Annotated in this window: 17 protein-coding genes; 10 read left to right on the top strand and 7 right to left on the bottom strand. The window is 59.0% G+C overall.

The window, feature by feature from the left end:
- Positions 1-10: 10 nt before the first annotated feature.
- The 5 genes from RE428_RS08120 to RE428_RS08140 all read right to left on the bottom strand — a co-directional run bounded on the left by RE428_RS08120 (position 11) and on the right by RE428_RS08140 (position 6,604).
- Positions 11-832 (bottom strand): enoyl-CoA hydratase/isomerase family protein, encoded by an 822-nt coding sequence (locus RE428_RS08120; protein ID WP_004581496.1) that lies wholly within the window; start codon positions 830-832, stop codon positions 11-13.
- A 9-nt stretch (positions 833-841) separates the two neighbouring features.
- Entirely contained in the window at positions 842-2,002 is a 1,161-nt protein-coding gene (gene atuD, locus RE428_RS08125) for a citronellyl-CoA dehydrogenase (protein WP_004581497.1), read from the bottom strand.
- Between the two features lie 313 nt (positions 2,003-2,315).
- The gene (locus RE428_RS08130; RefSeq protein ID WP_004581498.1) at positions 2,316-3,932 is read right to left on the bottom strand and encodes an acyl-CoA carboxylase subunit beta; all 1,617 of its coding nucleotides are present in this window, start codon (positions 3,930-3,932) and stop codon (positions 2,316-2,318) included.
- 9 nt (positions 3,933-3,941) lie between these two features.
- Positions 3,942-4,808 (bottom strand): SDR family oxidoreductase, encoded by an 867-nt coding sequence (locus RE428_RS08135; RefSeq protein WP_004581499.1) that lies wholly within the window; start codon positions 4,806-4,808, stop codon positions 3,942-3,944.
- Entirely contained in the window at positions 4,805-6,604 is a 1,800-nt protein-coding gene (locus RE428_RS08140) for an acyclic terpene utilization AtuA family protein (protein ID WP_004581500.1), read from the bottom strand. Before RE428_RS08140 ends, RE428_RS08135 begins: the two co-directional genes overlap by 4 nt.
- Positions 6,605-6,803: 199 nt before the next feature.
- On the opposite strand from RE428_RS08140, the gene RE428_RS08145 reads away from it, so the two are divergent.
- The 7 genes from RE428_RS08145 (at position 6,804) to parE (ending at position 17,269) form a co-directional block, all read left to right on the top strand.
- Positions 6,804-7,433, top strand: coding sequence for a TetR/AcrR family transcriptional regulator (locus RE428_RS08145; protein WP_040882574.1), 630 nt, complete (start codon positions 6,804-6,806; stop codon positions 7,431-7,433).
- Positions 7,434-7,752: 319 nt separating this feature from the next.
- Positions 7,753-8,814 (top strand): hypothetical protein, encoded by a 1,062-nt coding sequence (locus tag RE428_RS08150; RefSeq protein WP_004581502.1) that lies wholly within the window; start codon positions 7,753-7,755, stop codon positions 8,812-8,814.
- A 114-nt stretch (positions 8,815-8,928) separates the two neighbouring features.
- Positions 8,929-9,942 (top strand): putative solute-binding protein, encoded by a 1,014-nt coding sequence (locus tag RE428_RS08155; protein WP_004581503.1) that lies wholly within the window; start codon positions 8,929-8,931, stop codon positions 9,940-9,942.
- Positions 9,943-9,959: 17 nt separating this feature from the next.
- Complete coding sequence (locus RE428_RS08160) at positions 9,960-12,008, top strand: TRAP transporter large permease subunit (RefSeq protein WP_004581504.1); 2,049 nt, start codon at positions 9,960-9,962, stop codon at positions 12,006-12,008.
- A gap of 151 nt (positions 12,009-12,159) precedes the next feature.
- Complete coding sequence (locus RE428_RS08165) at positions 12,160-14,793, top strand: S8 family peptidase (RefSeq protein ID WP_040882576.1); 2,634 nt, start codon at positions 12,160-12,162, stop codon at positions 14,791-14,793.
- A 104-nt stretch (positions 14,794-14,897) separates the two neighbouring features.
- Positions 14,898-15,269 carry a protease complex subunit PrcB family protein gene (locus tag RE428_RS08170; RefSeq protein WP_169334067.1) on the top strand — a complete coding sequence of 124 codons (372 nt, stop codon included), beginning with the start codon at positions 14,898-14,900 and terminating at the stop codon, positions 15,267-15,269.
- A gap of 104 nt (positions 15,270-15,373) precedes the next feature.
- The gene (parE, locus tag RE428_RS08175; protein ID WP_004581507.1) at positions 15,374-17,269 is read left to right on the top strand and encodes a DNA topoisomerase IV subunit B; all 1,896 of its coding nucleotides are present in this window, start codon (positions 15,374-15,376) and stop codon (positions 17,267-17,269) included.
- 87 nt (positions 17,270-17,356) lie between these two features.
- On the opposite strand, the gene RE428_RS08180 is transcribed toward parE, so the two are convergent.
- The gene (locus tag RE428_RS08180; protein ID WP_004581508.1) at positions 17,357-18,625 is read right to left on the bottom strand and encodes an EAL domain-containing protein; all 1,269 of its coding nucleotides are present in this window, start codon (positions 18,623-18,625) and stop codon (positions 17,357-17,359) included.
- Positions 18,626-19,155: 530 nt separating this feature from the next.
- On the opposite strand from RE428_RS08180, the gene RE428_RS08185 reads away from it, so the two are divergent.
- The 3 genes from RE428_RS08185 to RE428_RS08195 all read left to right on the top strand — a co-directional run bounded on the left by RE428_RS08185 (position 19,156) and on the right by RE428_RS08195 (position 20,799).
- Entirely contained in the window at positions 19,156-19,419 is a 264-nt protein-coding gene (locus tag RE428_RS08185) for a hypothetical protein (RefSeq protein ID WP_154660757.1), read from the top strand.
- A gap of 16 nt (positions 19,420-19,435) precedes the next feature.
- The gene (locus RE428_RS08190; RefSeq protein WP_004581509.1) at positions 19,436-20,011 is read left to right on the top strand and encodes a cytochrome b; all 576 of its coding nucleotides are present in this window, start codon (positions 19,436-19,438) and stop codon (positions 20,009-20,011) included.
- 194 nt (positions 20,012-20,205) lie between these two features.
- A complete protein-coding gene (locus tag RE428_RS08195; RefSeq protein WP_004581510.1) occupies positions 20,206-20,799 on the top strand; it encodes a YceI family protein in 594 nt (197 codons plus the stop codon).
- A gap of 262 nt (positions 20,800-21,061) precedes the next feature.
- Here the strand turns inward: RE428_RS08195 and RE428_RS08200 are convergent, their stop codons facing one another.
- Positions 21,062-22,699: a methyl-accepting chemotaxis protein gene (locus RE428_RS08200; RefSeq protein ID WP_004581511.1), complete on the bottom strand. Its 1,638-nt coding sequence runs from the start codon at positions 22,697-22,699 to the stop codon at positions 21,062-21,064.
- Positions 22,700-22,741 lie beyond the last annotated feature (42 nt).

The raw sequence follows: 22,741 nt of genomic DNA on the forward strand, positions 1-22,741 counted from the left end.
GCCCGTCGTCCTATGTGTCGTTTTTGGCGGCCCAGGCCGGTGGGCGTTTCTGCATGAACGCCAGGGTGCCCTCCGCCCCCTCCTCGCCGCGCACGGTTTCAGCGAACTGCTGGGCTGCTTCGTCCAGCAAATCGCTCATGGGCACCGTGCCGGCTTGATGCAGCAGCGCCTTGGTAGCGGCGGTCGCTTGCGGTGCACAGCGAATAAGCTGGTCTATGGCCGCGTCAGTCGCGGCGGCCAGGGCGCTTTCATTCTCCACCACCTGATGCACGATACCCAGCCGTTGGGCCTCGGCACCGTCGATCTTCAGGCCGAGCAGTGCCAGGCGGCGAGCCTGGGTCAGGCCGATGCGTTCCACCACGAAAGGCGCGATTTGCGCGGGAATAATGCCTAGGCTGGTTTCCGGCATGGCAAAGCGGGCGTTTTCTGCGGCAATAGCCAGATCACTGACGCAGGCAAGACCAAAACCGCCGCCCATCACGGCGCCTTCGAGTACCGCAATGACCACTTGCGGTGCTTCGTTGACCTGCTGGATCAGGCGACCGAATGCGCGATTCAGGTCGCGGAAAGGATCTTTGCCGGCCCCGGGCTTCTGGGAACGGGCCGCCGCCATATCGCGGATATCGCCTCCTGCACAGAAGTGCCCGCCGGCGCCGCGTAGAATTATGGCGCGAATGGTGCAATCGGCCGCGATCTGATCGAACACCGTCGACATCTCCCGCACCATATCCAGGCTCATCGCATTGCGGCTCTCGGGCCGGTCGAGGGTGAGGTGCAGGATGGCGCCATACTGGCGCAGGGAAAGCGTCTGGCAGTCAGGCAGCGTGCTCATTGTGCCTCCTCAGTCCTTACGCTTGCCGGGCAGGATACCCATCAGCTTGCAGATGATGCCCAGCATGATTTCGTCGGCACCGCCGCCGATGGAGACCAGCCGCACGTCGCGGAAGGCCCGGGACAGCGGGTTATCCCACATGTAGCCCATACCGCCCCAGTATTGCAGGCAGCTGTCGGTGACTTCCCGGCCCAGGCGACCGGCCTTCAGCTTGGCCATGGAGGCCAGGCGCGTCACATCCTTGCCCTGCACATGCAGTTCGCAGGCCTGGTAGGTGAGGGCGCGCAGCGCTTCGACTTCGGTCTGCAACTCGGCCAGACGGAAATGGATGGACTGGTTGTCGATCAACGGCTGACCGAAGGTCTGGCGCTCACGGCAGTAGTTGATGGTCACCTCGATGCAGTGCTCCAGCGCCTTGATCACGTTGGCCGCGCCCCACATGCGTTCCTCCTGGAACTGCACCATCTGCATCATGAATCCGGTGCCTTCGGCGCCGATACGGTTGCGCTGTGGCACGCGCACATCGTCGAAAAACACCTGGGCGGTTTCGGACGAGCGCATGCCCAGCTTGTTCAGGTGCGGCGAGAATGAGATGCCCGGCGTATTCATGGGCACCATGATCAGCGACTTGTTCTTGTGAGGCTTGTCGTCGGAGGTGTTCGCCAGCAGGCAGATGAAATCGGCGCTGGGGGAGTTGGTGATCCACATCTTGGCGCCATTGATGATGTAATCGTCGCCGTCCTTGCGGGCGGTGGTTTTCATGCCGGCTACATCGGACCCTGCACCGACTTCGCTCACGCCGATACAGCCCACCATTTCCCCGGCAATGGCCGGCGCCAGGAACTCCCGTTTGAGCTCATCCGAGCCGAAGCGGGCCAGGGCAGGGGTACACATGTCGGTTTGTACGCCGACTGCCAGAGGTACGCCACCGCAATGGGCGGTGCCCAGCTCTTCGGCGACGACCAGGTTGTAGCTGTAGTCCAGACCCATGCCGCCGAACTCCTCCGGCTTATGGACGCCCAGCAGGCCCAGGTTGCCCAGTTTCCCGAAGAGGTCGTGGATGGGGAATCTGCCCGCCTCCTCCCAGTCGTCGCAGTGGGGGTTGATCTCCTTCTCGACGAAGTCGCGGACGGTCTTGCGTAAGGCTTCGTGTTCTTCGGTGAATAGCATGTGGATCCCCTTGTTATGTTTATTGCCTGTGGTGGCTATTGTTCTTTTGGCTTTGTCTTTATGTAGCCGACGCTTCAGCTTCGGAGGGCCCGCCAGGGCCCCGGCGTTTCGTATCGAACTCAGATCGAAGCCAATCGACACCATCGCCGGAGGAAAGGACAAGGATGTCCTTGACCGAAATAGCGGGCCATGGATGGCCCTCTAGGGCGGCGCAGGCGATGGTGTCCATTGGCTTCAGGTACCGGCGTCCGAAGTCATGGGCACCTTCGGCGCCTCCGAAGCTAAAGCGTCGGCTACATGCTCGTGCAAACCCTCAGAAGCGTGCTACGCCAAAGCTGTTTGGGCGTAGCTCCCGCTGTTCCGCCTCCCGACAGACCGAGAGCACCAACGCCAGTACTTTGCGCGTGTCTCTCGGATCAATCAGCCCGTCATCCCAGAGCCGGGCAGTGCCGAATAGTGCGGTTGATCCATCCTCAAGTTTCTTGGCAGTGGCCTGCTCCAGAAACTCCAGTGTCTTCTCGTCCGGCTCCACGCCGCTCCGGCGCTGCTTTTCTTCCGCTACGATACGCATGACCTTGCCGGCCTGGGCCGGGCCCATGACCGCTGTGCGGCTGTTGGGCCAGGCGAAGATGAAGCGCGGGTCCAGGCCGCGGCCGCACATGGCGTAGTTGCCCGCCCCATAGGAGCCGCCGACGACGATCGCCAGCTTTGGCACGCGGCAGTTGGCGACGGCCTGGATCATCTTCGAACCGTGCTTGATGATGCCGTGCTGTTCGGCGTGGGTGCCGACCATGAATCCGGTCGTATTGTGGAGAAAGAGAATCGGCGTGCCCGCCTGATCGCAGAGCTGGATAAACTGGGCCGCCTTGGTGGCGCCTTCGGGCGTAATCGGGCCATTATTGCCGACAATGCCAACACGATGCCCGCAAATACGAATGGTGCCGCAGACGGTCTGGTCGTCGTAATTGGCCTTGAAGTCCTGAAAACGCGAGCCATCCGCGATACGGGCGAGGATTTCGCGGACATCGTAGGGCTTCTTGGGATCGGCCGGGATGATGCCGGCCAGGTCGTCCGGCGAGTAGAGCGGCTCTTCCCACGCACCGGTTTGGGTTGGTGGCAGATGTTCGTTCCAGGCGAGGGAGTCGAGTACGTCGCGGGCATGGCGGATACCGTCGGCGTCGCTCTCGGCCAGGTATTCCGCCGTGCCAGCGATTTCGGCGTGCATTTCCGCACCGCCCAGTTCCTCGTCGGTGGCGACTTCGCCTGTGGCGGCCTTCAGCAGCGGCGGTCCGGCCAGGAACATTTTGGCCTTGTTGCGTACCATGATTACATAGTCGGATAACCCCGGCTGATAGGCGCCTCCGGCTGTGGCATTGCCGTGAACCACGGTGACCTGGGGAATGCCGGCGGCGGACATGCGCGCCTGGTTGGCGAACCCCCGGGCACCAAGGACAAAAATATCCGTCGCGTAGTTCAGGTTGGCGCCGCCACTCTCGGACAGCGATACCACCGGCAATTTGTTCTCCATGGCGATCTGCTGCAAACGCAGCGTCTTGTCGAGCCCTGCGGGCGTGATAGTGCCGCCCTTGATGGCGCAGTTGCTGGCCACCACCAGGCAGCGGATACCACTGACGGTGCCGATGCCGGCGATGATACCGCCGCCCGCCATGCTGCCGTCCTTGTCGTCGTACATCTTGTAGCCGGCCAGCGAGCATAGTTCGAGGAACGGGGCGTTCCGGTCGAGCAATCGGTTGATCCGCTCCCGGGGCAGCAGCTTGTCCTTCTTGGTGAACTTTTCCCGGGCCGATTCTGCCAGGGCCAAGACCTGTTTTTCCACATCGCGGAAGGCGTCGATGTGGACCTTCATGGCTGCAGCATTTTCGGCGAAAGCCTCGGACTGGGGATCGATGGTGGATTCGAGAATCTGCATGAGCGGGCCTCAGTCTTCGCTGAAAATCTTGGGCGTCACGGCACGGTGGAAGCCATTGAACACCTCGATGTTCTTCGCCTTGGGCAAAGGCCACACCCGACTACCCTGGGAAGCACCGCCGTCGATGCGCAGGGTGTCACCGCTGATAAAGGACGCGCCAGGACTGAGCAGGAAGCAGATCGCCGAACTGACCTCGGACTCCGTGCCAATCCTCTTGGAGGGAACGGCATCCGCCAGACCGCGAATCCAGGCTTTCATCTGATCGGGGTAGGTATCCATGCCGCTGGACGCGATCCAGCCTGGGGCGACCGCATTAACGCGCACCCCGCAGGCGCCCCATTCCACGGCCGCGGTCTGGGTAAAATTGACCATGCCGGCCCGGGCGGCGCCCGAATGCCCCATGCCGGGCATACCGCCCCACATGTCGGCGACGATGTTGACGATGGCGCCCCCGGTCTTGCTCATGGATTGGTTGTAGAGCTCCCGGGCCATCAGGAAGCCGCCGGTGAGGTTGGTGCGTACGACGGTTTCCCAGCCTTTCTGGTTGATGCCTGCGAGCGGCGAGGGGAACTGGCCACCGGCGTTATTGACCAGACCTTTGACGGGGCCGTGAGCGGCCAGGATCTGTTTGACCGTCGCAGCGACGACATCCTCATCCCGAATGTCGCAGGGATAGGACGACGCCTTGCCGCCGTCCTCTTCGATTTCACCTTTGACGGCATCCAGTTTCTCGGGCTTGCGGCCGACCAAAGCCACCTGAGCGCCTAATGAGGCTAATTCATGGGCGGTGCAGCGACCGATACCCGATCCGCCCCCAGTGACGATAATCGTTTGGCCGTCGAACAGGCCGGGGCGCAGGATGGATTGGTAGCTCATGATTGATGTCCTTCTAAAAGGGCACTGGCAATGGGAATCGGCATATCCAGCAGTTGTTGGGCGAAAGCCTTACCCTGGGGGTCGATACGCAGACTGGTCACGCCGCCGCCACCGAGGCTGTGTTCCAGCAGGAAGTTGAAGGCGTTGAATCCAGGCATGAACCATCGGGTTACCCGACCATTTTCAGGATCAAGTGTATGGCCCATCCATTCGGCTACAGCCTCCTCAGAAAGCGCTGCTGCCAGGTAGGGGACGTACGCCGGGTGGCGGGCAATGACGCCAATGTTGCTGTGGTCGCCCTTGTCGCCACTACGTGCCCAGGCCAGGGCGACCAGCGGTACGGTGACATCGGTTGACTGCGGCGGATCGATCTCGATGCGCTGGGTGCCTGGTTTGACGGTGTCGAAACCGGCGGTCATCACATCGACCGGGCAGGTTTCGCTTCCGGTTTCGACGCGTACGCTCACCTGATCCTTGGGTACGAGGCAGGAGAACAGCCGTATCTTGGGCCAGACCGTCGGGCGGCCGCCGACGATACCGGTCAATCCCGGCGCCATGCCAGTGGCGGCCTGCGCGATCTCCCGAGAAAACAGCACCAGCGCTTCCTTCTTGGGATGCGCGGCGCTGATCTTCACTACCACTTCCCGCGTCTGGCCGGTGCGACTGTGAGGTCCATAGGTAGCTTCGGTACCCAGGAGTTCGACGCTGGTTTCCGAATAGGGTGGTAGGCCGCGTTCCTCGAACAGGCGGCTGGTCCTGTCGAGGATGGCATCGGCAACGCGCTGTGCCTTGCGGGCTGCGTCTATACCCCCGATCAGGAAGGTGACCGTGCATTTGTGACCGTCGGGCCAGGTGCCGGAGACCTTGTAGCTGTTGGTTGGCTGCGAGCCCCGTGCGCCGGTGACGGCGACGCGATCATGGCCAAGATCCTCCAGTTTGACCTCGGTGAAATCGCAGGTCACATCCGGTAGCAGGTAGGCCCGCGGATCGCCGATTTCATAGACCAGCTGCTCCGACACGGTGCCCGTATTCACCGCACCGCCCGTGGCATCAGGTTTGGTGATGAGGAAGTCACCATTGGCCTGGACTTCCACGATGGGGAAGCCCATATCTGCATAGCCATCGGCAACCGTCTCCCAATCGGTAAAGTTGCCGCCGGTGGCCTGGGCTCCGCACTCGATCAGGTGACCGGCGAGACTACCCTGGGCCAGCTTGTCGTAGTCGTCCCAGGCCCACCCGAACTCGTGCACCAGCGGCGCCAGCGCCAGCGCGCTGTCGGCGATACGTCCGGTAATAACGATATCTGCGCCAGATTCCAGCGCAGCGACAATGCCCTGCGCGCCAAGGTAGGCGTTCATGCTGACCATCGTGGGGGGGAGTGAGTCGCCGGTGGTCATTTCGGTGATGCCCTGAGCCTCAAGCTGCTTCTTTAGGGGGAGCAGGTTGTCGCCAAGCACCAGTGCAATCTTCAGGTCGACATCTTGCGCGTCGCAAAGGGCCTGCAACGCATCCCGACAGGACTCCGGATTCACGCCACCGGCGTTGCTGATGACGCGGATGCCCTTGGCTTTGATGTCCTTGAGCAAAGGCCCCATCACGGTTTGTACGAAATCCCGGGCGTAGCCGGCTTGTGGGTCTTTCATACGCTGGCCGGCCATGATGGATAGCGTGATCTCAGCCAGGTAGTCGGAGACCAGGTAATCCAGGTTGCCCTTGTCCACCAGTTGGCGGGCGGCGGTTTCGGTGTCACCCCAGAAGGCGGCGGAACAGCCGATGCGCACGGGTGCGTCTGTCATGAGGAGCCCTGTCCGTATTGTGGTCTTGTGCGGAACGGTGTCGATCGATGCAGATGACAATACCAAGCAAGCGCTTGGTTTGTAAATGGTGAAATTCGGGGTACACTGGTCCAGCGTTTATACTGGCCGATTCCGGGCTCATGCCGGTAGCGACGATTCCAATACTCGCGATCCCGATAACGACAACAGGAAGTACGTTTTGACGCCGCAATCCATCCTTGCCGAACTGGTTTCCGAAGAGCGCATTTCCGATCCTGCCGGTGCCCGTGGCCGCCTACTGCGTGAAGCCGCCCGGCTGTTCCGGGAGAAAGGTTATGAACGCACCACGGTGCGCGATCTTGCGGCCGCTATCGGCATCCAGTCTGGCAGCCTGTTCCACCACTTCCGCACCAAGGAGGAAATCCTCAAGGCGGTGATGGTGGAAACCGTGCTGCTCAATACCGAGCTGATGCGCCATGCTGTCAGTCAGGCAAGCTCCCCCGAGGAGCGTCTGCGCGCCCTGGTTCGCTGCGAGCTGGAAGCCATCAATGGTCAGACGGGGGAGGCCATGGCCGTACTCGTCTTCGAATGGCGCAGTCTGTCGCCGGAGTCCCAGCGGGAGATCCTGAAACTGCGGGACATCTACGAGCAGCTCTGGCTGGACGTACTCGGTGAGCTGCACCAGGCCGGGCGGCTCGCGGCTGATCCCTTCGTTACCCGGCGCATGCTGACCGGCGCCCTGAGCTGGACAGTGACCTGGTACCGACCCGATGGCCCAAGCGACCTGGATACCCTGGCCGACGAAGTCATGGCGATGCTTGGATTGGGTGATGCTCCCGCCTCTTTTTGATCAAATTCGCATTTTTGTCATCTCTGACAGTCTGCGCGGCAAAGTTGTACATTTGCCCAAGAAGTAGGATTGGCGCGGGCTTGGCGTAGGTGTGTCGCCATTCCGATTGGCCTGATCGGCCAATTCTGACGGCAATCCGGTCATTCACTAACCTCGGTACAGGTCGCATCCTCTCTCCAAGCTTGAGAAGCGACAGATGCGGTTTGATCGGCGTCGGATGGAGCTGATCCAAAAGATCTGGAGCCTTCTGCTGCAACGCTGTTTTCGGCCAAGTGACTGACTACGGCGATACAACAATAAACAAGAGAAAGGATCTGGAATGCAGACTTCAATCATTCCTCGTTTCCGGATGAGCGGTTCCAAGAACCGAATCCTGCTCGCTTTCGGATTGCTCGCTTTCCTCAGTGGCTGCGGCTATAACCCGGTCTATCAAACCACGGGCGCTGTCATGACCGGATACTCGGAGTCCGAAGCCACCCCCTACGTCATGCAAATGTCCGACGCCAATATGGCCTGCAATCTCGGCAACTCCCTCGATCCTCTGGTCTATTCCTTTGGGCGCGTAACCGATAAACCCGACACCACCGGGTCTTTGTTGCAACTGTTGGCAGCCAATTGTTCCGAAGCTCAAGCCTGGGAAGAGGAGTTGCGCTACCTGCGTGCCAACTACCAGGACGATGTGCCCACTGCCAAGGATGCCCGCAATGCCGAAAAACGCTGGCACGCGTTGACTGCCGAGCGTCGACTCAAGGCCTTTGAGCGGGCGATGCGCGCCTATGAATACGATCCTTCCGATCCGGAGGCGGAATGTCCCTTCCTCTATGCGGACCAGGACGAGCTCACCTACCTATTGGGTCTGCTGACAGGACTCCAGGCCATTATCAACGATACGAACTCCGGTGGGGCCGCGGGCGTGCCCAAGGACATTGCTCCTCAAGCCGAACGCGCTGCCCAGTGCGTCGATAACGAAAAGTGGGGCGGGATTCCCGATGCCATTCGCGCCAATGTCTGGCTGTTGCTGCCGGATACCCGGCCCGCAATGGCTCCGGACCCCTGGCGCGTGCTGCGTCACAGTTCCGAGCTGGGCGTGAAGGCCGGCTTCCGCGCCGCTATGGCGCTGGAAGTCGTAGCGGCGGAGACCAAGGGACGGGACGATATCATTGCTGACGTGATCGGGCGTTTCGAGGCCTCCGAGGCGGGCTTCGACGTGCACGAGGACTACCGACTGGTGGACGAGGTTGGCCGTTCGGTCGTCCTTCACGCCTCCGACAAGCACTGGACTGAAGAATACGGCTACCGCACGCCGCGCACCTACTTCGGCCAGATGAGTCCGAACAGCGCGGCTGATGCCGAGGTAATGGATCTGGACAGCCTGCTCTGACCCATTTCTAGCTGGCCCTTATGCGCCGGCAACTGGGTGGAGGGTGGCCGTGCCGCCCACAGCGGCTGGCGAGAATACTGACTCAACAATCACAATAATCCGGGAGGTTCCAATATGTTTCGCAAGACGACCGCAGCACTGTTGATGGCGCTGGCCGTGGCGCCGGTGGCCCAGGCCAAGTCGGCGAGCATGTGTGTATTCGATGTGATCGGGGCCAATGGCGATGTCTATAACCTGATGAAGGACTATGCCCTGGAGATGAAGGGCCAGGGCGTGGACATCCAGCTGAAGCCCTATACCGATGAGGGCGTTGCCCTGGGGGACTTCCAGTCCGGCCAGTGCGATATCCTGGCGGCCACCGATATTCGCATTCGTCAGTTCAACCGCTTTACCGGCTCCATCAGTGCCGTGGGCGCCATCCCGACCTATGACGATCTGAGGACAGTCCTTGCGACCCTGGCCCAACCCAAGGCCGCCAAGTTGATGAAAGAAGACGGCTACGAGGTCCTGGGGATTACGCCGGCTGGCGCTGGCTACCTGTTCGTCAACGACCGCTCCATCGATACTGCAGGCGAGTTGGCGGGCAAACGCATGGCGACCCTGGACTACCAGAAGGACGCCATCCATATGGTCGACTATGTGAAAGCGACCGTGGTGCCTTCGGACATCACCAACTTTGCCGGCAAATTCAACAACGGCTCCGTCGACACGGCCTATGCGCCCGCCTTTGCCTATGAAGCGCTGGAACTCTACAAAGGCGTCGGACAGGACGGTGGTATCGTTGATTACCCCCTGGCGCAGCTGACGATCCAGCTTGTGGCGAAGGACGATGCTTTCAGCGATGAAATGGCGCAGGCCTCGCGTGAGACGGTCTGGGGCATGTACGGCCAGGCCATGGCACTGGTGGAAAAGAGCGAGAAGAACATTCCTGAGAAGCAGTGGATCAGGATCCCCGATAAGGACATCCAAGGCTATCAGGAGATGTTCCGGGAGAACCGTATCGAACTGCGCGATGGCGTCAATGGTGCGCCTGAAGTCTACGATCCGAAGATGATGGCCCTGTTGAGCAAGGTGCGTTGTGCGAGCAATCCCGGTGCCTCCGAGTGCACCGCGGGCAACCGCGAATAAAGGGTAGATAACGCATCATGAACTGGCGTGCGCTCTCAGCCAGCGGGGTGACCACCCTGTACCCGATGCACCGGTTACACGGGGTCATCCTGCTGGCGCTGTTGGTATTCACACTCTTGCTGGGCATGGGGAACTCCCTGCATTCGCGGATGCTCTGGATCGGCGAGCAGACCTGGCCCAACTACTACCTGCTCAATCCCTGGGCCTCCGAGCCCACCTGCAATGTTGATATGGATATCGACGCTGCAGTGCAAAAGCGGATGCAGGAATACAAGCCCGATCCCGATGCGCTGTTCTCGTCGCCGCCTGACCCCCAGGCATTGCGTGAGAGCTTCCAGAAGAACCTGGAGCTGTGTCGGGACAAGTACGCCATGTTTGCGGCAAACCAGGAGCAGATCACGCCTGCGCTGACCCTATATAAGACAGTCGAGCAGGGTATTGCGGATTGGTTGCTGGATAATATCGACCTCACCAAGTACCTGTTCCTCGGCCTGTTTGGCCTGGCGGCGATGATTGCAGCGTTCGATACGGACCATATCGCCCTGCGTCTGCCGCGCAACCGGGCCGAATGGAAATTGTCCCAGGGCATCCAGTTGCTGGTAAACGGATTGATGGCGTATTCGCTGACCGCTTACGCGGGACAGTTGGGAGATTCCCGCTCGACGGAGGCGCTCCGTCATCTGGAGTATGCCTGGACGGCGGTTTTCGTCCTGTTCATTCTGATCAATGCCTACCGCCTTACGGTGATACCCGCGCGTATACGTCCCGGTAAGCTGGCGCCATCGTCGCTGCTGTCAGTGCCGCTCTACTGCCAGATGGGCCTGATAGCCATGGCCTATTTCTACTTCGTGGACGGGTATAGTTCCGGCCTGGCCATTTATTTCGGTCAGATGACCAATCTCGCTTCCATGTTCATCAATATCGGGCTGTACGTGCTGGTGGGCATGGTGTTGAAACAGACTCGCCTTCCGGACCTTCTGTTGGGGGTGATCCAGCCGTTCCGGCTGCCGGCGCCGGCACTGGCGTCGCTGATGATCTTTGCCACGGCTTTCCCTACCGCATTCACCGGGGCCTCGGGGATTTTCATCCTGGCTGTGGGCGGGGTGATCTACGACGAAATGCGCAAGTCGGGTGCGGGGCGTCAATTGTCACTCGCTACCACCGCTATGTCTGGCAGCATGGGTGTGGTACTCAATCCCTGCCTGCTGATCGTCGTCGTAGCTGCCCTGAATAAGGAAGTCACCACCGATGAGATGTACGGCTGGGGCTTCTGGATTTTCCTGATGTCCGCCTGTCTGTTCACCCTGGTCGTGTGTAAGACACAGGGCCGTTGGAAACCCCAGCCGGAGCCGGGTGCCTTCGGCGAAGCCGGCCGGCGGCTGGTTCCGCTCGTGCCCTATGTCCTCGTAGCCGCCTTGGTGATTGGCCTGATCTGGTTCCTGCTGGGACTGACGTTCAACGAGTACAGCGCACCCTTGATTCTGCCTTTGGTCATGCTGGCGCTGGTCTTTCTCGATTCGGGTAAGGGTGAGAAGGCGCCTGGGCAGAGCCGGTCTTCCGTGTTCTGGAGCCGATCCATTGCGGCGGCGAGCGACTCCGCGGTGCATATCGGTGCGCTGCTGGCTCTGATTGGCTTCTCGGTTTGCCTGGGCGGCATCCTTGAACGGTCCGAGGTGGTTCACGCCATCTTCCCCGAAGGGCTCACCAATCCCTGGCTGGTCATGCTGGTCATCGTGGTCATGCTAACCTTCATCGGCATGATTATGGACCCGTTTGGCGCGGTGATCCTGGTCTCGGCTACGATCGCCCAGGCGGCAATCAACCTCGGAATCGATCCGCTACACTTCTGGCTGGTGTGCCTGGTGGCGTTCGAACTGGGTTACCTGAGCCCGCCGGTCGCACTGAATCACCTGCTCACCCGTCAGGTCGTGGGCGAAACGGAGGTGCTCGCGGCTGAGCGCACCGGTAGCTTCTGGCACCGTTACGAGCGCCTGCTGCTGCCGCTGGTGGTGATGGGGAGCACGCTGCTGATCGTCGCCTTTGTGCCCATGTTCTTCTACGCCTGAAGGCGTAATGCTGGAAAAAAGCCGCGACCGGTGCATCTGGTTGCGGCTTTTTTTCGTTTTGAAACTAACCTGGGATTAGGACAGGCCAACTGGTGCTGATACGCTCAGGATACAGGAGCGTACAGTTACGTTTTCGGTGGAGGTAAGTTCGTTGTCCGGCTCTTATTCGGTTTCAGTTCCCACATTGGTCCTACTTGCTGCAGTCACGGCTGGCTGCGGTGGAGGCGGGGGGAGTAGCGGTGAAGAAAATGACAGTGGTGTCGCCCCGCCCCCGGTTCTTCCCGACGCCGACCTGAGCGGTGTCATCCAGATCGAGGCTCGCACTCGCTCCGATAGCGATACGGCGACAGATTTCCTGTTCCGGGAGGCGACGGACAATACGTCGGACCCCCAGGATCTGCCCAGCCCTACGCTGCTTGGCGGTTACTTGAGCTCGCAGTCCGGCGGGTACGATTCGACTTACGCCTTCTATGCGGACCGCGAAGATAGATTCCGCCTGGCGCTGGAAAGTGGCCAGACCGTTTATGTCCAGGCTTTTGAGCCGGGTCGGGGGCTGTTAGCGGCTCCCGAGGCGGACGTAACGCTCTCCAACGTTGACGGTGAGGTTGGTACAGGCGTTCTGACACCAACCACGGCGGTCAGCATCGAACCTCCGTCGGGTGCCGCCAAGCAGGTTTATACCCTCGATATCGAGTCGCGCGCCGGTAGCGGCCCGTTTCGCTATGTCGTCAGCGTCAATACGGCGTCAGCAACCTCCCTTAGTTTCAGCTATCCCGATGTGGCTTTCGAGTCTGACCAAGCGGTCATCACGATGGCATCGCCGACGGTCGTCAACGCAGCATCTGCGGTATTACCCGCGGTCGCGTCTTCCCGTGAACTGGGCGCAGGTGTCTGGCTTGTCAATCGTCATTCAAGCCTCGGTACCTTGGGATCGACGCAGACGGCCAAGGAGGCCACGTTGGACTGGATTCGACAGCTGCGCGAGGCTCCCGGCGTCCTCGCTGCTGAGCCTAATTACCAGTTCAGGGCGTTGGCCGTCAGCCCGGAAACCAACCCGCTTTATGGCCGCCAGTGGAATTACCCACTGATCAACTTGCCGGCCGCTTGGCAGGCGGTGGGTACGCCGGGGCAGGGTGTTCGGGTGGCGGTGCTGGACACCGGTATTTTCAGTTCGTCCCCGAACACGGCAAGTGATTGGCACCCTGACCTGGACGATGGCAACTCGAACGGCAATAACGTTGCCCTGGTCACGTCTTATAGCGATTTCGTGACCGGTGAGGCTGACGTTGATGGTGAGCAGGGTCCAGACTACAACCCGGCAAATCCGGGCAACCGACGCGCTGACGCAACGTCGTTCCACGGCACCCACGTCGCGGGAACGATTGCTGCTCTGGACAACAACCATGGCGGCATAGGCGTTGCCCCCGAGGCAACTTTGCTGCCTATCAGGGTGCTGGGCCTGGACGGTATGGGATCACTGAGCGACATCATTGCCGCCATCGATGCGCTCGTGGCACTCGATGAGGCGTCGCGACCGGATATTATGAATTTGAGCCTGGGGACCGAAGCCGCCAGCGTGCAGTTAGAGTCGGCGATACAGCGCGCGGTTGATGCAGGCATCCTGGTCGTGGCCGCAGCGGGGAACCAAGGGACCAGCGAGCGGGTCTATCCCGCAGCTTTCGCAAACACCATTGCGGTTGGTGCCGTGGATGCCGGGCGCCGGCGAGCCAGCTACTCGAGTTTTGGCGATTGGCTTGATCTGGTAGCGCCCGGTGGGGACGCCTCTAGAGACGGGAACAATGATGGCCAGGGCGACGTGATCATCAGTACGTGGGGGTCGGATTCGGGGAACGTGTTTACACCAGCCTATGCGGGGTTGCAGGGTACTTCGATGGCGGCGCCACATGTATCGGGGGTGCTGGCGTTAATGCGACAGCAGGATGAAACCCTGACTCAGCCTGCGATTCTCGGGCTGATCCGACAGGGCGCGCTTACGGATGGGTTGGGTTCGCAGGCAGAATATGGCGCAGGGTTGATCAACGCGCTGAAAGCCGTGAACGCGGCCAATGACGGCATTGGGGCCTTTCTGACGACGTCGCCGTCGTCGCTCCAATTCGGTGGCTCGGTAACCACCGACCAGTTGGCTATCGAGGTTGTACCGTCCAACGATACTGACGCGGTGTTGCCTTCGGTCACGGTCAAGGAAGATTCTGTTCCGGCATGGCTGGACGTGAACCTGTCACAAAGTCAGGGGAACACCCGGTTCCTGAATGCCACGATTAACGATGCCTCGGCGGCCCGCCAAACAGAAATGACCCTTGAGTATAAAAATGCTGCCGGCGATCTGCGGACGTTGGCTATTCCGATCAATGTCCAATTGGGCGACCAGCCTGCGACCCGCAATGCGGGGCGCCATTTCGTGCTTCTGGTGTCTGCCGACGAAGAGCGCGAACCGCTGGCCCAAACAACGGTTGTGGCTCAGAACGGTCGCTATGTGTTCGCCTTCGATGAGGTGCCGGACGGCGAATACTTCCTTGTCGCCGGTACCGATATGGATAACGATGGTTTCATCTGCCAGTCCGGCGAAGCCTGCGCCGAGTACCCGACCAATGGCCTGCCGCAGCCACTCGTTAAAGGCGACGCGCCTCTATCGGGTATCACCCTGACAACCAGCTTTACCCGTCCGTCATTGGAGAGTGCGTCTTTGCCGCGAGCCGGCTTCCGCGGCTACCGATTGCTGTCTGCGGAACCTGAGACCGATCTTCCTCGCGAGGTGTCGCCATGACCCGGGGTTGGCTGTTCTCGTCCCTGCTCGGGAGCTGCCTGCTTATGGCCGGGTGCAGTGCCATGTCGGGTGATTCCGAATCCTTGCCCTCTCAGGTAAAGCCTGTGGCTTCGTTAACGCACTGTGGTCTGACGGCGCCCGGTCTAGTGGTGGTGGAGAATGTCGGTCAATGGCGAAAGCTATCCTCGGGGCTGGGCGCCAATTTACCGGCCTGGCCTGACGCCCCGGGGCGTTGGCTCATCGTGGCCAGTATGGGCCAGCAGCGTACCGGTGGGTATGGCCTTGAGTTCGAGAGCGTTGACGTGGCTGGAGAGCAATTGACGATCAACGTGAACGTCAGGCGCCCCGCCGCCGATGCAATGGTGACACAGGCACTCACAACGCCGTGCATGGTTATCGACCTGCCGTCCACCGGCTGGGAGACGGTGACGGTTTCCGGAGAAGCGCCTTTCCCAATGTCGCGCCAACACCCATGAGAGCCTGTCACCGGGCAACAAAAGAACCGTTGATCTTTGGCCGTGAATCCCTAAGCTATGGGCGTTATTTCTTATAGTAGTCGACTGAGAGCAGCCAACGCCCTATGAGCCAGAAACAATATAACGCCGACGCCATTGAAGTCCTCAGCGGTCTGGATCCCGTGCGCAAGCGCCCGGGCATGTATACCGATACGTCGCGGCCCAACCATCTGGCTCAGGAAGTGATCGATAACAGTGTGGATGAGGCCCTGGCGGGCCACGCCCACCGTATCGACGTGGTCCTGTACAAGGACGGGTCGCTGTCGGTTGAGGATGACGGTCGGGGCATGCCCGTCGATATTCATCGCGAGCACGGGGTGCCGGGCGTCGAGCTGATCCTGACCCGCCTGCATGCCGGCGGCAAGTTCTCCCAGGGTAACTACAATTTCTCCGGCGGTTTGCATGGGGTGGGGGTCTCGGTCGTCAACGCCCTGTCAACGCACCTGGAAGTCGCCATCAAGCGTGATGGCCAGCTTCACCGGATGACGTTTGCCGACGGTGAGAAGAAGACCGACCTGGAAGTGGTCGATACCGTAGGCAAACGCAATACGGGGACTCGCCTCACGTTCACGCCCGACGAGAAGTATTTCGATAGTCCCAAGTTCTCCGTCAGTCGTCTGCGCCACAACTTGCGCGCCAAGGCGGTCCTGTGCCCGGGGTTGACCATCACCTTCCAGCAGGAAGCCACCGGCGAAAAGGACGAGTGGTTTTACGAAGATGGCCTGCGGGATTATCTGCGTTCTGCGCTCGCCGATATCGAGCTGATTCCCGCCGAGCCGTTCGTTGGACGTATGGCTGGCAACACCGAAGAAGTAGATTGGGCTATCCAGTGGCTGCCGGAAGACGGCGAGGCGGTGATGGAGAGCTACGTCAACCTGATCCCGACCGCTCAGGGCGGTACCCACGTCAACGGTTTGCGCACCGGTTTGCTGGAAGCCATGCGGGAATTCTGCGAGTTCCGTAATCTGTTGCCGCGCGGTGTAAGGCTCTCTCCAGAGGATATCTGGGACCGGTGTTCGTACGTGCTTTCATTCAAGATGCAGGACCCGCAATTCTCCGGCCAGACCAAGGAACGTCTGTCATCCCGTGAAGCGGCAGCGTTCGTTTCCGGCGTGGTGAAAGATGCCTTCAGCCTTTGGCTCAACCAGCACACCGATATCGCCGAAGCCCTCGCAGAGCTGTTTATCAGCAATGCTCAGCGTCGTCTGAAGGCCAGCCGCAAGGTGGCCCGGAAGAAGGTCACTCAGGGGCCAGCCTTGCCCGGTAAGCTGGCGGATTGCTCGGGTGCGGACGCGAACCGGTCGGAGCTGTTCCTGGTGGAAGGGGATTCCGCTGGCGGCTCGGCAAAACAGGCGAGGGAACGTGAATTTCAGGCGGTCATGCCGCTGCGGGGTAAGATCCTCAATACCTGGGAGGTCGATTCGGGTGAGATCCTGGCATCCCAGGAAGTGCATGACATCGCCGTAGCCATCGGCGTCGACCCTGGCTCTGACAAGCTCGAGGGACTGCGCTACAACAAGATCTGTATCCTGGCGGATGCGGACTCGGATGGGTTGCATATCGCCACGCTATTGTGCGCCCTCTTCGTCAAGCACTTCCGGCCGCTGGTTGCTGCCGGTCACGTATTCGTCGCGATGCCGCCGTTGTATCGTGTGGATCTGGGCAAGGAAACCTTCTATGCCCTGGACGAGCACGAGAAGCAGGGCATCCTGGACCGGATAGAGGCCGAAAAGCGCCGGGGCAAGGTCTCGGTCACCCGTTTCAAGGGTCTGGGTGAGATGAACCCGCTGCAGCTCCGCGAGACTACCATGGCGCCGGATACCCGTAGACTGGTGATGCTGACGCTTGAAGACAATGACGGCACCGACGAGCGCATGGATATGCTGTTGGGCAAGAAGCGCGCGTCTGATCGTCGTTCGTGGCTGGAAACCTACGGCAACATGGCGGACGTACCGGTCTAACCGGATGTTTTATCCTACCGGGAGCCATTTCGAGGCTCCCTGGGTAATCCTTACTTTTTCAATCTATTCAGAAAGTGGCTGATGCCATCAGCCGGCGAGGATATCGCAGCACAGCACCTTCAATTCGCCGCCGTGGCGAACGGCTTGCGACAAGGTGACGCACATATAGGCGCCGGTAACGGAAAGGTAGGGACGGGTAACCTGGAGCTGTTCCGGGTGGCCCAGTGCCTGGCGCAGGTAGTGCTGGCGGAACCAATCGGCGTTGGCGGTATTTTCCAGGGGACGGAATCGCGGGTCGAAGCATTCGATCAGGCGATCCGAGTTCAGCGTATCTGCTATCTGGACGCCACGCTCATCGATCAGGTAACAGCGGGACACCGTATGGTGTGCGGTGAGAGGCTGACAGGCCTCTCTGAAGGATTTGCCGGCCCGCAAAGCATCGGCTGCTGTCGTAAAGCGTTTCTCGAAAAAAAGCCCAATCTCGTGAGTCGGATCGAGTGCGTCCTGGCTGTTGCGCTTATAGTCCGTCAGAAGCGCATCGAAATCGGTAGCCGACCGGATGACTTCGTCCAATTCCAGCCCCGGACGCTTGAAGAAGAAGCCCTGCACAAAGTCCACGCCGCCATCGATGGCGATCATGGCCTGGTCCCGAGTTTCCACTCCTTCTAGCAGCACGAGGCAGCCGGATTGGTGCAGCAGCGACACGATGCCGTTGAGTATCTGGCGAGCGCGCTTGTCATCGGTGGCTCGGGTAAGGATCTGGCGGTCCAGTTTGACGATGTCTGGGGCCAGGTTCCATATGCGTTCGAAATTGGAATGGCCGGCCCCGAAATCGTCGATGGCGGTTAGACATCCCAGTTGCTTGTAATAGTTGACCGTATCGCGCAGTTGCTCAGCATCGTCAGTCGGCTGTTCGACGATTTCGACGACGATGCGGTGGGATGGAAAGCCGATACGGTTCAGTAGCTGGCCGAAAAATGAATCATGATGTGTGCCGGTGGCGACCACTCGTGGCGAGACGTTCAGGAACAGCCAGTTGATATCATCCTTGAGTGCCGCAAAATTCTGGATATGCAGGTATCGACAAAGGCGATCGAGCAGGACGTTCTCCGGATCGCTGCTGGGCAACTGGAACAGGTGGATAGGTAGGACGCTGGCGTTATCCGTGTCAAAGGCCCGAATCAACGCCTCATAGCCGACGATGCGTTTGTGGGAAATGCTAAAAATTGGCTGCAGAGCGGTACGCAGGGTCAGTCCCTGGAAACTGGCCGTCCACCCAGTGGGGTGGCGGTCGAGCATCGGGGTGAGGAACTCCAGCTCGGGCTCGGCGTTGTATTGTGGAACGCTCGTCGACATCGAAACTACTGCTCGCGTTATCGGCAACCTGCCTGTTCTGACCGGTAAAAGCGGGTTCACCGGGTACCGCAATAGGCAGGCATTCGCGGAATAGCATCGTTAGTTGGCTATTCACGTGAGCAGAATGCCAAAGTTTACTTGGGTGTGCCAGAGGAAACAGTAAAACGGCGTTAAAAAAATCATTTTGATCAGTTGCTTACGTAACAAACTGATCTCGCTTTAAGGCGACCGTTCATGCCTGGTGGCACGGGCGCCACTATTGCCACGCCCGTGCCGGAAATCTGCTGTGGACCTGGTACAGGTCAACTTAGTTGTTGCTCGGAACAACAACGTCTTCGTCGAACTCGACTTCCATTGTTTTGCTCTCCAATACTTATGCCGATGAAATTCCCGCCTCGTACTATTCCCGTTACTACTCTTTTATCGCGACCTTTACGGCGATCTTTTATGTCCGACTCTTTTATTACTGACTCTTGGGCCAATAATTCAGTTGTCACGGACCCAGTAGCAGCATGTGACGAACGGGCAGGATGGTTTTTAACTATGGCTTCAATAAGCATAGGCGCCAATCAGTATTAGCCGTATTCGACAAAAGTGGTGTGAAACTACCTCGTACAGTCAGCGAAGATGGAATGGGTGTTATCAAGCCAGCGGGAACTTTTATCTTTGAAAGCGATCCATCAGTTTTTCTGAACAATGAAAACAAAACATTTCGATTGGCGGTGGGCAATACGGTTCTTAGTATGGTGGGCAATGTCCTATCCGACCTGAATGGCCTTCGGGAAGCGCAGTAAAGGGAGCAGAATAAACATGGCCAGGGCGTTCTTGAATGATAATGGAGCCTTCGGGTGGACGAGTATCGTCCTGCACTGGCTGGTCGCCGTTGCGGTCTTCGGTCTGTTCGGGCTCGGGCTCTATATGGTGGAACTCACCTATTACGATGAGTGGTATCGCCTGGCGCCGCATATTCACAAGAGTATCGGTATCCTGCTACTGGCAACGATGGTCGTCCGGGTTATCTGGCGCATCGTGTCGCCGCCTCCGAAAACGCTACCGACCCATAAGTCGTGGGAGAAAGCCAGCGCCCACGCTGCCCACGCGTTGCTCTACGTTCTCATATTTGTCGCGATGATCAGTGGCTACCTTATTACGACTACAGACGGGTCAAGTATTGATGTCTTCAACTGGTTCTCGGTACCGTCTGTCACCGGTCGCCAACAGGGTATGGAAGAGCTTGCTGGGAAGGTGCATTACTGGTCAACCTGGGCGGTCGTGGTCCTGGCCGGCATCCATGCGTTGGGCGCGCTCAAACATCACTTAATGGATCGGGATGAAACCCTGCGTCGTATGCTGGGGTTGAGGCCTCGGCATTCCCGGACGCGGTGATTGTTTGATCTGGGTGCTCGCTAATTAAGTAGTGGACATCCGATATGGAAGTACTGGCTGATCGATCGACATATCGGAGGCGTGATCAACAAACAGTGGCGAATCACCAAATGACTGGTTGGCGAATCAATAAACTCTTGGTTTCGATTCGATAAATATGAAGGCCCATCCGGGCCGATAGAAGGAGAAAGAGCATGTTGAAGAAACTGGCAATTTCCTCTGCGGTATCCATGGCGCTTATCGCTGGTGGTGCCCAGGCGGCCGAAGGTGATGGTACTTATGCTTTCGACAAAAAAGGCGCGCATCAATTCGTCATGTTCAAGATTTCGCACCTCGGTTACAGCTGGCTGTATGGGCGCTTCAACGAATTCGATGGCCAGTTTACTTACAACGGCGATAACCCATCCGAAAGCTCGGTCGAAGTCACTATCGATACGAGCAGCGTCGACACCAACCATGCCGAGCGTGACAAGCACATTCGCAGCGATGATTTCCTGGCCACAGACGAATATCCGCAAGCGACCTTCAAGAGCAAGCGTATTATTGTCGATGGTGACGATAAGGACGAAGCCGAAATTGTCGGCGATCTGACCCTTCGCGGTGTGACCAAGGAAATTACCCTGGATGCCGAGATGATCGGTCACGGTGAGGATCCCTGGGGCGGCTACCGGATGGGTTTCGAGGCCGACACCGAGTTGCGCTTGTCGGATTGGGGTATCCCGACCAACCTGGGGCCCGCTTCCGAGACGCTCGAGATGATTATCTCCATCGAGGGCGTACGCCAGTAGTCGACATCGTGGGTGGATGTGAAATACGTCCGCTCAGGCTATTGAACGAGAAACACCGCCTGGTTTAAATTGGCGGTGTTTCTCGTTTTCAGGAAGGTGTTATGGAGCGCGTCCGGCGCAATCGATCGCTTCGTTTTGTGACTTTAAGTCTCACAGTTGTCTTGCTGGCCCTGATGGCCGCCAATTTTGCTGGCCTGGCAACCTGAACCCGTTGTGCAAGCATTGCTAAGGGCCAGAAGCCTGGCCCTTGCCAGCAACCAATTCAGACCCGGTAACGGCCCACCTGAGTATTCAGTGTCTGTGCGTATCCTGCCAACAGTAGGCTGATCTCGTTGATCTCCGTAGAACGCTCGTCGCTGCTTTGTGCGAGATCGTGAATCTGGGTAATGCTGCGATTGATCTCGTCCACCACCTGCGTCTGTTCTTCCGTTGCTGAGGCTACACTGGCGTTTACGTCGCTGATGCTGTTCATCGCTTCAAGGATGGAATGCAGTTCTTTCTCGGCCTCGCTCGACAGTTTCACGGTCTGAGCGGCCTGCTTGTTGCCGGTTTCCATAACGTCGACGATGTCCGAGACGCCTGATTGCAGCGTGCTGATCATGGATTGTATATCGGCCGTCGATTCCTGCGTCCTTTGAGCCAGCGTGCGCACTTCGTCGGCAACTACCGCAAATCCGCGGCCCTGATCCCCCGCGCGAGCCGCCTCGATCGCTGCATTAAGTGCCAGCAGGTTCGTTTGTTCGGCTACACCACGGATGACATCAAGAACAGACGTAATATTATTGGAATCTTCTGAGAGCTTGCGAATAACGCCAACGGCATTTTCAATCTGATCGGAAAGACGATGGACCTCTTCAGATGAGTTGCGAACGATTCGGGAGCCTGATTCCGCATTGTTCTGGGCTTCGCGGGTCACGTCTGCCGCTGTTCCCGCGTTTCCGGCAACTTCCTCGATCGCGCTTTGCATTTCGTTGATCGCAGTGGCGACTTGGGTAATCGCATCGGTCTGATGGCTGATCCCTTCGCGGTTCTCAGCTGCAGCCTGCTCGAGTTTCTCGGCCCCCTGGTTCAGCTCCTGGGAAAGGCTCTTGATTTCCCTGACCATGCCCTGAAGGTTGGCAAGTACCGCATTGAAGCTATTGGCCAGTCGCCCCAAGTCGTCATCGGATTCGACCGGTACACGGCTGCTTAAGTCACCTTCGCCTTCGGCAATATCATCCAGCCTGGACCGAAGGTGTTTCAGGGATGAAATGATGAGCCGGGTCGAGATATAGAAAATGAGGCCGCTGATGGCCAATACAACGATCGTCACCAGAACGGTTGTGGTCATGCTCTGATTGCCCGCCTGGGTCGCGCCTTCGGCGGTTGCGAGGGCTCTCTCATCGGCAAATGCGCCCGCGATGTCGTAATAGTCGCGTAGTGTGGAGAAGAGCGGCAGAACCGTCTCTATCATGTCCGCTCTTGCTTCGCTAAGTTGGCCTTGGAGCACTTTCTCATTAACGGCGTCTGCTGCAGACTTCCAGCCTTCGAAAGCGGTTTCAAAACCTTTCAGCTCATCTTCCACCCCGTCTACGGAAAGATTGCTACGCACAGTTCCCATACGGTCGATGGCCTGTTGCGCGTTTTCCTCATAGCTTTCGAGAAAAGTTTGCGTATCTTCGCCGGCTTGTGCGGCGAAGAGGAGGTTTTGTTGTGCCGTATAGGCTTGATAGAGGTCTCGGTCCGCATTCAATGCGGCGCTCACAGATGGTAGATAGTCATGTGCTACACGCCCTGTGTCACGTACCAGTCCCTGGGTAGTAAGAAGGTTGACGATGCCCAGTGCAATAATAGCCAGCGCAGTCAACGCAAAGGGAAGAACAATCTTGGTCTTTAATCCCAGTTTGCGGATGAAATTCATTCTTATTACCTCGAGCTATAGATCTAGTGACATTTATAATTC

The sequence above is a fragment of the Marinobacter nanhaiticus D15-8W genome, from assembly GCF_036511935.1.
In the GTDB taxonomy this organism is placed as follows: domain Bacteria; phylum Pseudomonadota; class Gammaproteobacteria; order Pseudomonadales; family Oleiphilaceae; genus Marinobacter_A; species Marinobacter_A nanhaiticus.